This is a genomic window from Kytococcus sp. Marseille-QA3725, from assembly GCF_054950055.1.
On the sequence record NZ_JBUCLA010000001.1, the window covers coordinates 1,301,674 to 1,315,786 of the forward strand.

11 protein-coding genes and 1 pseudogene are annotated in these 14,113 nt (G+C 70.4%); 2 read left to right on the forward strand and 10 right to left on the reverse strand.

The genetic code is table 11. The annotated features are described in order from the left end of the window. The first annotated feature begins 103 nt into the window (after nucleotides 1-103). Nucleotides 104-2,356 carry a carbon starvation CstA family protein gene (locus ACY8FT_RS05985; RefSeq protein ID WP_462417995.1) on the forward strand — a complete coding sequence of 751 codons (2,253 nt, stop codon included), beginning with the start codon at nucleotides 104-106 and terminating at the stop codon, nucleotides 2,354-2,356. Between the two features lie 2 nt (nucleotides 2,357-2,358). Beyond that, nucleotides 2,359-2,577 carry a YbdD/YjiX family protein gene (locus ACY8FT_RS05990; protein WP_462417996.1) on the forward strand — a complete coding sequence of 73 codons (219 nt, stop codon included), beginning with the start codon at nucleotides 2,359-2,361 and terminating at the stop codon, nucleotides 2,575-2,577. 88 nt (nucleotides 2,578-2,665) lie between these two features. Here the strand turns inward: ACY8FT_RS05990 and ACY8FT_RS05995 are convergent. The 10 genes and pseudogenes from ACY8FT_RS05995 to ACY8FT_RS06040 form a co-directional block, all read right to left on the reverse strand. Further along, nucleotides 2,666-3,929, reverse strand: a pseudogene (locus tag ACY8FT_RS05995) (IS3 family transposase). A 175-nt stretch (nucleotides 3,930-4,104) separates the two neighbouring features. After that, nucleotides 4,105-6,615, reverse strand: coding sequence for a polyribonucleotide nucleotidyltransferase (locus ACY8FT_RS06000; RefSeq protein ID WP_462417997.1), 2,511 nt, complete (start codon nucleotides 6,613-6,615; stop codon nucleotides 4,105-4,107). Between the two features lie 158 nt (nucleotides 6,616-6,773). Further along, nucleotides 6,774-7,037 (reverse strand): 30S ribosomal protein S15, encoded by a 264-nt coding sequence (gene rpsO / locus ACY8FT_RS06005; RefSeq protein ID WP_462418407.1) that lies wholly within the window; start codon nucleotides 7,035-7,037, stop codon nucleotides 6,774-6,776. Nucleotides 7,038-7,141: 104 nt separating this feature from the next. Then, nucleotides 7,142-9,448: a peptidoglycan D,D-transpeptidase FtsI family protein gene (locus tag ACY8FT_RS06010; protein ID WP_462417998.1), complete on the reverse strand. Its 2,307-nt coding sequence runs from the start codon at nucleotides 9,446-9,448 to the stop codon at nucleotides 7,142-7,144. Next, nucleotides 9,445-9,933, reverse strand: a complete 489-nt coding sequence (gene mreD, locus ACY8FT_RS06015; RefSeq protein WP_462417999.1) for a rod shape-determining protein MreD — start codon at nucleotides 9,931-9,933, stop codon at nucleotides 9,445-9,447. Before mreD ends, ACY8FT_RS06010 begins: the two co-directional genes overlap by 4 nt. Continuing rightward, nucleotides 9,933-11,180 (reverse strand): rod shape-determining protein MreC, encoded by a 1,248-nt coding sequence (gene mreC / locus ACY8FT_RS06020; RefSeq protein WP_462418000.1) that lies wholly within the window; start codon nucleotides 11,178-11,180, stop codon nucleotides 9,933-9,935. The genes mreD and mreC overlap by 1 nt, the downstream gene beginning before the upstream one ends. After that, nucleotides 11,180-12,211, reverse strand: a complete 1,032-nt coding sequence (mreB, locus tag ACY8FT_RS06025) for a rod shape-determining protein MreB (RefSeq protein ID WP_462418001.1) — start codon at nucleotides 12,209-12,211, stop codon at nucleotides 11,180-11,182. Before mreB ends, mreC begins: the two co-directional genes overlap by 1 nt. A 76-nt stretch (nucleotides 12,212-12,287) precedes the next feature. Continuing rightward, a complete protein-coding gene (gene ndk / locus ACY8FT_RS06030; protein ID WP_462418002.1) occupies nucleotides 12,288-12,740 on the reverse strand; it encodes a nucleoside-diphosphate kinase in 453 nt (150 codons plus the stop codon). Between the two features lie 77 nt (nucleotides 12,741-12,817). Then, nucleotides 12,818-13,660: an undecaprenyl-diphosphate phosphatase gene (locus ACY8FT_RS06035; RefSeq protein ID WP_462418003.1), complete on the reverse strand. Its 843-nt coding sequence runs from the start codon at nucleotides 13,658-13,660 to the stop codon at nucleotides 12,818-12,820. Next, nucleotides 13,660-14,100, reverse strand: coding sequence for a DUF4233 domain-containing protein (locus ACY8FT_RS06040; RefSeq protein WP_462418004.1), 441 nt, complete (start codon nucleotides 14,098-14,100; stop codon nucleotides 13,660-13,662). The genes ACY8FT_RS06035 and ACY8FT_RS06040 overlap by 1 nt, the downstream gene beginning before the upstream one ends. Between the last annotated feature and the right edge of the window lie 13 nt (nucleotides 14,101-14,113).

Sequence of the window (14,113 nt, forward strand, 5' to 3'; positions counted from 1 at the left end):
GGCCCCGAGGTCACGGAACAGTCACGACGGCGCGGAGGTCCCCCTGCGCCGCGTGCACCGGGCGTACTTTCGCCGGACACCCACCCGTCCGACAGGAGCACCGATGTCAGCGCCGCCGCAGGAACGCCGCATCACCACCGACCCCGCACGGCCACCGGTCGCGATCGAGGCGCCCCACACCGTCAGCACCCGCGAGAAGCTCGTCTTCGGCGTGCTCGGTCTGGCCGGCGCGGTCGCCTGGTGGATGATCGCGATCGCCCGCGGTGAGAGCGTCAATGCCGTCTGGTTCGTCATCGCCGCCGTGGCGAGCTATCTCATCGCCTACCGCTTCTACGCGCGGCTCATCGAGTACAAGGTCGTCAGGCCGCGCGACGACCTCGCGACGCCGGCCGAGCTGTACGACAACGGCCAGGACTTCATGCCCACCGACCGGCGCGTGCTGTTCGGCCACCACTTCGCCGCCATCGCCGGTGCCGGCCCGCTGGTCGGCCCCATCCTCGCGGCGCAGATGGGCTACCTGCCGGGCACCCTGTGGATCATCTTCGGCGTGGTCTTCGCCGGCGCGGTGCAGGACTACCTCGTGCTGGCCCTCTCCACCCGGCGCCGGGGGCGCTCGCTGGGGCAGATGGCCCGCGACGAGCTCGGCCCGATCGGCGGTTGGGCCGCGATCGTCGGCGTGCTGACGATCATGATCATCCTCATCGCGGTGCTCGGCATCGTGATCATCGGTGCCCTCGCCGAGAGCCCGTGGGGTGTGTTCTCACTGGCACTCACCGTGCCGATCGCCCTGTTCATGGGCATCTACCTGCGCTTCCTGCGCCCCGGCCGGGTGACCGAGGTGTCGGTCATCGGGGTCGGCCTGCTGCTGCTGGCGATCATCGCCGGCGGCATGGTCGCCGACACCAGCTGGGGTGCCGAGACCTTCACCCTGACCCCGCTGGCCCTCTCCTGGTGGCTCATCGCCTACGGCTTCGCCGCCTCGGTGCTGCCGGTGTGGCTGCTGCTCGCGCCCCGTGACTACCTGTCGACCTTCATGAAGGTCGGCACCATCGTGCTGCTGGCCATCGGCATCCTCATCGCCGCACCGGCCGTGCAGTTCCCGGCCCTGAGCGACTTCGGCCGTGACGGCACCGGTCCGGTCTTCGCCGGCAACCTGTTCCCCTTCCTGTTCATCACCATCGCCTGCGGTGCCCTGTCCGGCTTCCACGCACTGGTCTCCTCCGGCACCACCCCGAAGCTGCTGGAGAAGGAGGGGCAGGCCCGCCTGATCGGCTACGGGTCGATGCTCACCGAGTCGTTCGTCGCGATCATGGCGCTCGTGGCGGCGGTGACCCTGGACCAGCACGTCTACTTCGCCATGAACGCCCCGGCCGGTCTGACCGGTGGGGAGGCCGAGAGCGCGGCCACCTACGTCAACGGCCTCGGCCTGGGCGGTGAGCCCACGAGCGCGCAGGAGCTCACCAAGGCGGCCACGGACGTCGGCGAGGAGTCGATCGTCAGCCGCACCGGCGGCGCCCCGACGCTCGCCTTCGGCATGAGCGAGGTGCTCCACCAGCTCGGTGGTGGGGAGAGCATGAAGTCCTTCTGGTACCACTTCGCGATCATGTTCGAGGCCCTGTTCATCCTCACCACGGTGGACGCCGGCACCCGTGTCTGCCGCTTCATGGTCAGCGACACCCTCGGCAACATCCCGGGTCTGGGCCGCTTCAAGGACCCCTCCTGGCGCGTCGGCGCCTGGCTGTGCTCCGCCCTCGTGGTGGCCGGCTGGGGCTCGATCCTGGTCATGGGCGTCACCGATCCGCTGGGCGGCATCAACACGCTCTTCCCGCTGTTCGGCATCGCCAACCAGCTGCTGGCGGCCATCGCCCTGGCCGTCGTCACGACGATCGTCGTCAAGAAGGGCCTCGTGAAGTGGGCCTGGATCCCCGGCATCCCGCTGGTGTTCGACCTCGTCATCACCATGACGGCCTCCTGGCAGAAGGTCTTCCACAGCAACCCGAAGATCGGCTACTGGGCACAGCACCAGGCCTGCAAGGACTTCCGGGCCACCGGTGAGGGTGCCTGCGGCACCGCCACGACGCCCGAGGCGGTGGACGCGGTGGTCCGCAACACCTTCATCCAGGGCACGCTGTCGATCGTGTTCGCCCTGCTGGTGGCGGTGGTGGTCATCGCCTCGCTGGTGGTCTGCCTCAAGGCGGTCCGCGCCGGCAGCCTGCCGACCAGCGAGGACGAGCCGGTCCCCTCCCGCACCTTCGCCCCGCGGGGCTTCTTCGCCACCCCGGCGGAGAAGGCCGTGCTGGCCGAGTGGGAGGCCGCCGGCCTGGCACCCGGTGGCACGCCGGGACGGGGTCACTGACCGTGGCCGCGCCCGACACCGCTCCCCCTGCGCCCGCCTGGCGCAGGGGGCTGCGCTTCGCCCGCTGGTACGTCGCCTCGCTGATGGGTGACAACCACTACGAGCAGTACGTGGCGCGACTGCGGCGCGACCACCCCGGCTGCCCGGTGCCCACCGAGAAGGAGTACTGGCGTCGCCGGATGGACGCCCAGGACAGCAACCCGCAGGGTCGCTGCTGCTGAGTACCTCCCCCTCAGGAGACCACCACGAAGGCCCCCACCCGCAGTGAACTGTCCCCCTGAAGTTGGACTGGTTTGAGCGTACGGGGTCTCACGCGGCAGCGAGGGTCTGGTTCCGGTACTGCACCGGGGCCAGGCCCTCGTTGCTGCTGTGGGGGCGGTCGTGGTTGAACCAGGCCAGGTAGTCCCGCAGGGCCGTCGTGAGCTGGGTGGGTGTGGTGAAGGACGTGTCGCAGTACAACTCGTCCTTGAGGTGACCGAAGAAGCTCTCGATGACGGCGTTGTCCAGGCAGTTGCCCTTGCGGGACATCGACGCGGTCGCACCGACCCGTGCGAGTAATTCCTGCCAGGTGGCGTGCTGGTACTGGAATCCCTGGTCGGAGTGCACGATCGGGTGCTGGCCCGGTTCCAAGGTGGTCAGGGCCTGCTGCAGGGAGGAGTTCGTCAGCGTCAGGGTCGGGGAAGGGCCGATGGTGGCGCCGATGACCTGTCGGTCGAACAGGTCCATCACCGCTGAGAGGAACACCTTGTCCGGGCCGATGTGGAACTCGGTGACGTCGGTGACCCACTTCTGGTTCGGCCCGGTGACGGTGAAGTCACGGTCCAGCACGTTGGGCGCGGTGCGACTGGTGGTACCCCGGTAGGACCGGAACCGGCGCCTGCGGATCGGGCAGCGCAGATCGAGCTCGCGCATCAGCTTCCACACCGTCTTGCGGGAAACGACCCACCCGTCGGCGCGTAGTTGCGCCCAGACCCGGCGGTGCCCGAAACGCTTGCGACTGGCCGTGAACACCTCGGTGATCGCGGTCTTCAGCTCGGCCTGCGGGTCCGGCTCCAAGAGGCGTGCCTGGTGGTAGAAGAACGTCGAGCGCGCCAGACCGGCCGCGGCCAGCAGGTCACCCAGACGGTGCTGCGCCTTGAGGGAAACGACGGCCTTCACCTTGGCCGACGTTGCTGCTCCATCAAGGCCTGCAATTTTCCCAGGTAGGCGTTCTGCGCCCGCAAGCGCTGGTTCTCCCGGCGCAACGCCTCGAGCTCCGAGACCGGCTCCGAAGGCCTGGCCGGGCGGCCCCTGGGTCTGGGGCGCAGCCCGTCAGGCCCCTCGGCTTTCAGGACTCTGGCCCAGGTCGCGATCAGGGGCGGTGAGGGCACCCCGAACTCGCCGGCCAGTGCCACCTTGGATTCACCGGCCAGGTAGCGCTGGGCGGCCTCAAGCTTGACCTCGAACGGGTAGGACTTCTTCGGTGGCTCCACCAACGCTCCTCGGCCTGACAGTTTCCAGCGTCGGTAGAGACTTCGCACCGCCCAGCGGCTCTTGCCCAGCCGCGTGGCCACGGCGCGAGAGCCCCAACCAGACTCGAAGAACTCTACGGCCGTCAACCGCTCCTGCGATGACAACGAACTCTTGGCCTCCATCACGAACTCCCCGGGAGTCGGAACTGATTTCTCAGTCCAACTCCCGGGGAGCAGTTCAGAACCGGTGGGGGCCCTTCGTGCACCGTGCCGACCCCGCGGGGTCGGCACGGTGGATCAGTCCTCGGAGCCCTCGGAGGAGCCGCGCTCGCCCCGGGTGCGGCCACCACGGCCGCCACGGCGACGACGCGGGCGGCGACGCTCGCCGTCCTCGGAGTCCTCACCGGCGGACTCGACCGCCTCGGAGGCCTCCTTGCGGTCGGCGTCGGTCACCGAGCCGTCGACGTCCACCGGCTCCGGGCGCGCGGCCTCGGAGTCCACGGAGGTCGCGTCCGCGTCGCCCATGTCGGCCGAGCGACCGCCACCGATGCGACCGGACTGCGGGGCGGCCTCCTGGCCACCCTCCTCCTCGGCCACCACGGCGCCCAGCGAGAGCTTGCCGCGCTGGTCGATCTCCTTGAGCTCCACCTGCACCTTGTCGCCGACGTTCAGCACGTCCTCGACGGCGTCGATGCGCTTGCCACCGACGAGCTTGCGGATCTCGGAGATGTGCAGCAGACCGTCCTTGCCCGGCAGCAGGGAGATGAACGCACCGAAGGTGGTGGTCTTCACGACCGTGCCCAGGAAGCGCTCGCCGACCTCCGGCATCTGCGGGTTGGCGATCGCGTTGATCGCCGAGCGGGCCGCCTCGGCCGAGGGGCCGTCGGTGGCGCCGATGTAGACGGTGCCGTCGTCCTCGATGGAGATGTCGGCGCCGGTGTCCTCCTGGATCTGGTTGATCATCTTGCCCTTCGGGCCGATGACCTCACCGATCTTGTCCACCGGGACCTTCACCGCGATGACGCGCGGGGCGTTCGGGCTCATCTCGTCCGGGGCGTCGATCGCCTGCGACATGACGTCCAGGATGTGCAGCCGGGCCTCGCGGGCCTGCGTCAGCGCCTTGGCCAGCTCCTCGGCGGGAATGCCGTCGAGCTTGGTGTCCAGCTGGATCGCGGTGACGAACTCCTTGGTGCCGGCGACCTTGAAGTCCATGTCACCGAAGGCGTCCTCGGCACCGAGGATGTCGGTGAGTGCCTGGTAACGCGTGCCACCGTCGACCTCGGCCGAGACCAGACCCATCGCGATGCCGGCGACCGGGGCCTTCAGCGGCACACCGGCGTTCAGCAGCGACATCGTCGAGGCGCAGACCGAGCCCATCGAGGTGGAGCCGTTGGAGCCCAGCGCCTCGGAGACCTGGCGGATCGCGTAGGGGAACTCCTCACGGCTGGGCAGCACCGGCACGAGCGCGCGCTCAGCGAGCATGCCGTGGCCGATCTCGCGCCGCTTGGGCGAGCCCACGCGACCGGTCTCACCGGTGGAGAACGGCGGGAAGTTGTAGTGGTGCAGGTAGCGCTTGCGCGTCACCGGGCTCAGGCCGTCGAGCTGCTGCTCCATGCGGAGCATGTTCAGCGTGGTGACACCCATGATCTGGGTCTCGCCGCGCTCGAAGATCGCCGAGCCGTGCACGCGCGGCAGCGCCTGCACCTCCGCGGACAGCGCACGGATGTCCTTCGGACCACGCCCGTCGATGCGGACGCCGTCGCGCAGGATGCGCTGGCGGATGAGCTTCTTCTGCAGCGCCTTGAAGGCACCGGAGATCTCCTTGGCACGACCGGCGAAGGGCTTGCCCTCCTCCTCGTCGGCACCGGCGAGCTCGGCCTTCAAGGAGGCCTTGATCTCGTCCAGGCGCGCCTCGCGCTCCTGCTTGCCGGCGATGGTGAGGGCCTCGGCCGCGTCCTTCTCGGCGGCCTTCTCGACGGCCTCGTAGGCGTCGTCCTGGTAGTCGAGGAACAGCGGGAACTCCTGCACCTCCTTGCCGGCGGACTCGTGCAGGCGGGACTGCGCCTCGCACAGCGCGCGGATGAAGACCTTGGAAGCCTCGAGGCCCTGGGCCACGACCTCCTCGGTGGGGGCGGTGCGGCCCTCGTCGTTCACCAGGGCCCAGGTGGCCTCGGTGGACTCGGCCTCGACCATCATGATCGCGACGTCGTCGTCCTCGGTGATCCGACCGGCGACCACCATGTCGAAGGTGGAGCGCGGGATGTCCGAGAAGTTCGGGAACGCGACCCACTGGCCGTCGATGAGCGAGATGCGCACGCCACCGATGGGGCCGGAGAAGGGCAGCCCGGAGATCTGGGTGGAGGCGCTGGCCGCGTTGATCGCCAGCACGTCGTACTGGTGGTCCGGGTGGTGCGCCAGCACGGTCACGACGACCTGCACCTCGTTGCGCAGACCCTTCGTGAAGGTCGGACGCAGCGGGCGGTCGATGAGCCGGCAGGTCAGGATGGCGTCGGTGCCCGGGCGGGCCTCGCGACGGAAGAACGAGCCGGGGATGCGGCCCGCGGCGTACATGCGCTCCTCGACGTCCACCGTCAGCGGGAAGAAGTCGAAGTGGTCCTTGGGCTCGCGCCCGGCCGTGGTGGCCGACAGGACCATGGTGGCGTCGTCGATGTCGTCGTCGACGAGGTAGGCGGCCACAGAGCCTGCGGCCTGCTGCGCCAGACGTCCGGTCTCGAACCGGATGGTGCGGGTGCCGTAAGCGCCGTTGTCGATGACGGCCTCGGCGAACGTGATCTCAGGACCCTCCACGGGGCCCTCCCTTCTGTTGGGTCAGCACACGGGCATCGTCGTTGTGCCGTGTGTCTGTCGGTCCGTACTGCGATCGTGCCGGGTCGACCGGACCGTGTCGACCCCTTCTCACACCAAGAGCGGCCCCTGGTGAGGGGCCGCTCCGGGCGAAGAGCTTCTCAGCGGCGCAGGCCGAGCTTCTTGATGAGTGCTCGGTAGCGCTCGATGTCGGTGGACTCGAGGTAGCGCAGGAGGCGCTTGCGGCGACCCACCAGCAGCAGCAGGCCACGACGGGTGTGGTGGTCGTGCTTGTGCTGACGGGAGTGCTCGGTCAGGTCCTTGATGCGCTGGGTCAGCAGCGCGACCTGCACCTCGGGCGACCCGGTGTCACCCTCGGCCGTGGCGTACTCCTCGATGATGGCCTTCTTCTTGGCGGCATCCAAAGTGGTCAAGCGTGACTCCTCAAAGGTCGTTGCGCGGCGCGCCCGGGCCTGTTCTCCGGGGCATTCGGCGTCCGCGGCCGATCTAACGGCGAAGGTGCACTCTATCAGCCCCGGTCATCCCGCGGGTTGCGGCCGGCGGCGCTCTCCCCGGGGCCACCGGCTCCCGACGGGTCCGCGGCCGGCGACGGCTCGCCCGGGGGCGCACCACCCGAGCCGCCCTCGTCACCCTGCTGGAACTCGGTGTCCACCGGGCCCACCAGCGACTCCTCGGTGACGTCGTTCACCTTGATCGTCTTGGCGCCCGCCTTCTTGGCCCGCTTCGCGGCGGCCTTGATGTCGGCGTCGGCGTCCTCCGACGAGATCGGGTCATTGGCGCCCTGGGCCTCGAGCATGCCCTCGGACTCCATCTTGTCCCAGATGGAGCGGGCGACCGGCACGGCGTACTCGCTACCGGTGCCGGCGTCGCCCATGACCACGAGCACGACGTAGCGGGAGTCCTTGCCCGCGTCGTAGCTGACGAACCAGGAGGTCGGCATCTCGTTGGGCACCTCGGCCGTGCCGGTCTTGCCGGCCAGCGGGTACCGCTGGTGGTCCCAGTCCTTGAAGGCCCAGGCAGCCGTCCCGTCGGTCACCACGCCCTCGAGGCCCTCGCGCAGGATCTTCAGCGAGTCCTTCGGGAAGCCGACCCGCTGGCGGACCTTGGTCCGGTAGTCCTTCGCGGCCTTCCCGTCGACGTCCAGCGCCTTGTCGGCCACCCGCGGCTCGAGGACGTTGCCGCCGTTCGCGATCGCGGCGTAGGCCACGGCCATCTGCAGCGGCGTGGTGGAGACGTCACCCTGGCCGATCGAGAAGTTGACCGCGTCACCACCGCGGTACTGATAACCACGCAGGCAGAACTCCTGCGCGCTCTCCTTGAGCTCCTTGCGCTTCTGCTCGTCCGGCTCCTCCTTCTTGCTGTAACCGGACTCCGCACGCTCGCAGTAGCCGTCCTTGAGGGACTCCCAGTTCGCCAGCTTCCACTCCCGGTCCGGGATGCGGCCGGCCGTCTCGTGCGGCAGGTCGATGCCCGTGCGGGAGCCCAGACCGAAACCGCGCGCCAGGTCCACGTAGGGGTCCACGACGTCCTTGTCGTTCAGGCCGCCGAGGGCTCGCCAGGTGCGGAAGGACCAGCGGTAGAAGGCCGTGTCGCAGGAGACCTCGATGATCTCCTGCAGCGACAGGTCACCGTGCGCCTTGGACTCGAAGTTGCGGAAGTACCGGTCACCGACCTTCACCCGCGCCGGGCAGGAGTACTGCTCGTCCGGGTCCAGCCCCTGGCTGAAGGCGGAGGTCAGCGAGATGGCCTTGAAGGTGGAGGCCGGCGGGTAGACCGACGAGACCAGCTTGTTGGTCAGCGGCACGCCCTCGTCCTTGGAGACGAGGGTCTCCAGCTGCCGAGCGTCCACGCCGCCCTTCCAGACCTCCGGGTTGTACCCGGGCTGGCTCGCCGAGGCGACCACTCCCCCGGTCTCCGTGTCCATCACCAGGGCAGCTCCCTGCCTGGCGCTGCCCTTGTCACCGGGCTCCTTCGCCCCGTTGTCCTCGGCCGCGATGTCGCTGGCCTGCGCCAGGGCATCCTCGGCGACCTTCTGCACGGAGGGGTTCAGGTGGGTCTTGATGTCGAGCCCCGCCTTCGGCTCGGTGTGCTCGAGCTCCTTGATGAATTCACCCGACGGGGAGACCGCGACCTTGGTCGTGCCGGAGCTGCCGCGCAGCTCCTTGTCGTAGGTGGACTCCAGCCCGTCACGGCCGACCATGCCGTCGGACTGCAGGTCGTCCCGCTTCTTCATGTCCTCGGCGCTCACCCGGGTGAGGTAGCCGAGGGTCTGCGACGCCAATGCCCCCTCGGGCTTGGGCCAGCCGCGCTCACCGGTGCTGTCGACGCTGACCCCGGGGTAGTCCTCCGGGCGCTCGAGCAGCGGCAGCAGCTTGGCAGGGTCGACCCCCTCGGCCAGCACGATCGGCTGGTAGGCGCCACCGCTGTTGCAGCGCGGCGGCCGCGGCGCGCCGTCGGCACCGCAGGTCTTGGTCCGACCCCACAGGGTCTCGGGGTCCTGCCCGAGCTCCTTGGCGACGGCCTCCACGATCGAGCGGCCCTTGTCGTCCTCCTCCCGCATCACCTGCGGGTCGATGACGACGGTCGCGTGAGCGATGTTCCGCACGAAGGGCTTGCCGTCGGCCGCGAGGATCCGCCCACGCGTCGCCTGGTGGGTGATCTCCCGCGTGTTCGTGGTCTGTGAGGCGCTCGAGTAGCGGTCGTGGTCCAGCACCTGCATCTGCGCGAGGCGTCCGCCCAGCACCAGTGCGGCGACGAGGACGATCACCCCCATCAGCACGGTGCGGCGGCGTGCGGTGGCCAGGATCTGCTTCACGTGGCGTTCCTCGTCAGGGCAGCGTTCTCCAGGTGCATCAGGGTGGGCACGACCACCACGCCGAGCAGCGTGGTGAGCAGCCAGGCCCACGGGTCGACGGTGTCACCGGTCGGGTTCTGCGTGGCCAGCGCCATCACCCAGCGCACGGCCTGCACCGCGAGGGCGGCCACGGCGACGGTCAGCGAGGTCAGCAGCCAGGAGCGGCGCACGGTGGCGGCCAGCGCCCCGGCGGCCCAGGCCACCAGCCCGTAGGTCAGTGCGGTGGCACCGGCCATGCCGGCGCCGGGCGGCACCAGGTCGACCAGCCAGCCCGCGACCAGACCCCAGACCAGGCCGGAGCGGGCGCCCCGCAGCAGTGCGACCGCGAGGACGACGAGCAGCAGCAGGTCCGGCGCGGGGAAACCCGCCCGGGGCAGCAGACCGGTGGTGACCACGGCCAGCAGGACCATGGCCACCAGCCGGATGAGGCCCATCAAGAAACGCATCACTGGCCTCCCTGGTCGGTGGTGGGCTCGGGGGCCGGGGCGTCCCCGGAGCCCCCTGAGCCGCCGGAGTCGGGCTGGGCCGCGTCGGAGGGCGCGTCCGAAGCGACCGATCCGCCGTCGGAGGGCTCCACCAGCACGGACTCGTCGTCGTCGGGGTTCCCGTCCAGCGGGGCGGACTCCTCCCCCCCGGAGCCGCTCGGGCTCGAGCTCGAGTCGTCTCCGGAACCGCTGGGGCTCGGGTTGGACGAGGAGTCGCCCGAGGAGTCACCGGAGGAACCGCTCTCGGGCACCTTCGTGCTCTTGCGGGACTCGTCGCGTTCGGCGACAGTCAGCACACCCACCACCTCGAGCGTGGACACCCGCACGGCGGGCTGCACGACGGCGGTCTCCTGCAGCTGCCCCTTGTCTGGGTCGATGGAGGCGATCTTGCCCACCCGGATGCCGGACACGAACGGGCTGTTCGGCCCGCCGAGCGTGGTGAGCTGGTCGCCCTTCTTGAAGCTCCCGGCCTCGAAGGCCTGCAGCGTCAGCTCGTTGCCGTCGCGCTTCGGCGTCCCGGGCGGGGCGGAGGAGGACAGCATGCCCATCGCGCCGGAGGAGGTCCGCACCCCGGCGGACAGCTCCGGGTCGCCCAGCACGATGACCTCGCTGGTCCAGTCGGTGACGGACACGACGCGGCCGACGAGTCCCTTCTCGGACACGACGGTCAGGTCCTTCTCGATGCCGTCGCGGGAGCCCACGTCGATGGTGATGCGACGGTCCGGGGAGCTGGCGGTGGCGGCGGTGAAGCCGATCACCCGGGCGGGGGTCAGCTCGCGCCCGGCCGTCACGTCGGAGTCGAACAGGCCCGCGCCGGCGGCATCGAGCTCGTCCTGCTCCCGCTCCACGCGCAGCTCGTCGGCCAGCCGGTCGCGCTCGGCCTCGGCCTGCTGGAGCTCGTCGCTCGGCGAGACGACCATCGCGCGCTGCAGCGGGGCGAAGGCCACCTCCGCCGCGTCGCGCACGGGGTTGAGGACGGACTGGTTCACGGAGTCGACGCCGAGCGCGGCGACCGTCAGCGCGAGGGCGGCGATCGGACCCACCCAGGCGCGGCGTTCGGCCGAGCGGTCGCGCTGCTGCATGCCCAGCCGGCGGCCGGTCAGGCCCTCCCGGCGGACGACGCCGACGGGCACGCGCCGCTGCGAGTCGCCGCGACGGCGCCCCCGGACGGGACGGTCCCCTGCGTGGGATCGGATGCGGTCGGCCATCAGTACCGCTGCTCCCCGACCACGATGCGGCGCAGGCGCCGGAGGTCGTCGATGCAGCGTCCGGCACCGCGGATCACCGCGAGCTCCGGCTCCTTGGCGACGCCGACCGGCACCGACAGGTCCCGCGAGAGCCGGTGGGCGAGACCACGCAGCCGGGCCACGCCACCGGTGAGCACGACGCCGTCGGAGACGACGTCCCCGGTGAGGTCCGGCGGGCACTGGTCGATGAGGCTGCGCGCGAAGGCGGACACCGCGGCCAGCGGCTCGTCCATGGCCTCGCGCAGGGCCTGGCTGGTCACCCGGACGGTCTCGGGCAGGCCGGTGCGCAGGTTGCGTCCGTGCACCTCGGCCGCCATCTCCCGCTCCAGCGGGGCGGCCGAACCCACCTGCGCGACGAGGTCCTCGGCGGTGCGCTCGCCCAGCAGCAGGTGGTGCTCGGTGCGCAGCCAGTCGCGGACGGCCTCGGCGAGGTCGTCCCCACCGACGCGGGCCGAGCCGGAGCGGACGATGCCGCCCAGGGCGGTGATCGCACCGTCGGCGGTCCCGCCGCCGATGTCCAGCACCATCGAGGCCCGCTCGTCGTTCACCGGGAGCCCGGCCCCGATGGCCGCGACCATGGCCTCCTCGACGATGAAGACCTCGCGGGCGCCGGAGCGCAGCACGGTCTCCTCCACCGCGCGGCGCTCGACGGCCGTGATCTGGGAGGGCGTCGCGACGACCACGCGGGGGCGGTTCAACCAGCCGGAGTGCACGCGGTCCATGAAGGTGCGGACCATGGACTCGGCCACGTCGGCGTCGACGATCACGCCGTCGCGCACCGGCCGCATGATGTGCACGTGGGCCGGCGTGCGTCCGATGAGCCCACGAGCGCGCTCACCGGCGGCCAGCACCTTGCCGGTGCCACCCTCGACCGCCAGGAGCGAGGGCTCGTCCAGGGCGATCCCCTGTCCCTTGCGCCAGATCTTGGTCCGAGAGGAGCCGAGATCGATCGCCAGGTCACCGCCGCGCAGACGCTGCCACCGTGAAGTCATGAGCGGCATCGTATGTCCCCCGGCTGGACGGATGCTGGAGTCCCACGCGGATGCGGCCGGGTGCGGAGACGTGGCGTCAGGCACCCTGCGGGAACCAGATGGCGATCTCCCGCTCCGCGGACTCCGACGAGTCCGAGCCGTGGACGATGTTCTGCTGGACCTTCAGCCCCCAGTCGCGGCCGAGGTCGCCGCGGATCGAGCCGGGCGCGGCCTCGGTGGGGTTCGTCGCACCGGCGATGGTGCGGAAGCCGGTGATGCAGCCGTGGCCCTCGACGACGGCCGCCACCAGGGGGCCGGAGGACATGAACTCCAGGAGCGGCTCGTAGAAGGGCTTGCCCTCGTGCTCGGCGTAGTGGGCCGCGAGCTGCTCCCGGGTGGCCTCCGCCACGCGCAGCGCGGCCAGGCGGTAGCCCTTGGCCTCGATGCGGGCCAGCACCTGCCCGGTGAGGCCACGGCGGTAGCCGTCGGGCTTCACCAGCACCAGGGAACGTTCGATGGTCTCGGTCTCGTGCGCTGCAGTCGTGGTCACGCACCCACCCTAACCACCGCACAGCGGCCGGGCCCCGCCGACGGGGCCCGGCCGCTGTGCGGTGGTCAGGGCTCGGATCAGGCCGTGGGCGGCAGCACCCCGAAGCCGAGCAGACCGAAGATCACCAGCGCCAGCAGGATGCGGTAGACCACGAAGACCGTGAAGTCGTGGTGCGAGATGTAGCGCAGCAGCCAGGCGATGACGGCGTAGCCCACCGCGAAGCTGATGAGCGTGGCCACGACGATCGGGCCCCAGGCCGGCTCCACCGGGTCGTCGGCGATCTTCAGCACCTGCATGCCACCGGAGGCCAGCACGGCCGGGATGGCCAGCAGGAACGAGTAGCGGGCCGCGGCCACGCGCGAGTAGCCCATGAACAGACCACCGGCGATGGTGCCGCCGGAGCGCGAGACGCCGGGGATCAGGGCGAGGGACTGCCAGAGCCCGTACTTCAGGCCGTCACCCCAGGTGAGGTGCTCCAGCTCCTTGACCTCCGTCGCGGGGCGTCGGCTGGCGATGCGGTCGGCCAACCCGATCACCAGGGCGAAGAAGAGCAGCATCGAGGCGGTCAGCCACAGGTTGCGCAGCGGCCCCTCGATGAAGTCCTGGAGGAGCAGGCCGAGGACGCCGATCGGGATGGAGCCGACGATGACGAGCCAGCCCATGCGCACGTCGGGGTCGCTGTGCGGCAGCTGGCCGACCAGCGCCTTGCACCACTTGCCGATGATGGTGGCGATGTCCTTGCGGAAGTAGATGAGCACCGCGGCCTCGGTGCCGAGCTGCGTGATCGCCGTGAACGCGGCGCCCGGGTCGTCCCCTCCGAAGAGGCGGCCGACGATGGACAGGTGCGCGCTGGAGGAGATGGGCAGGAACTCCGTGAGCCCCTGCACCAGTCCCAGCACGATGGCCTCGAGCCATCCCATCAGCGATCACCTCCGTGGTCCGTGGCGACCGGGGCGTTCCCGGCCGCGTCGTCCGACTGTCCTGCGGCGAACTGACGGGTCAGCTCGTCCATCTTGTGCCCCCAGTAGAGGGCGCCCAGCCAGATGCCCAGGAAGATCGCGCCCACCACGAACATGGCCGGCAGCACGAAGCCGCTCGCGACGACGATCAGCTGGAGCAGCCACCCCAGGGTGACGCCCCAGGTGCGCTTGAGCACCACCATCGTCACCAGGCAGGCGACCGCGAGCGCGGACCCGCCCACCAGGTAGGTGGTGGCCCGGTCGTCACCGTGCGCGTGCGCCAGCCCGCGCGCCGCGAGCGCACCGAAGAAGACCGCGAACGACTCGAAGAAGAGCGTCACGCCGGCGAACCGACGGGACATCTTGCCCAGGGGGCCGACGACGGGAATGGGTGAACTCACGAGCGGCATCCTC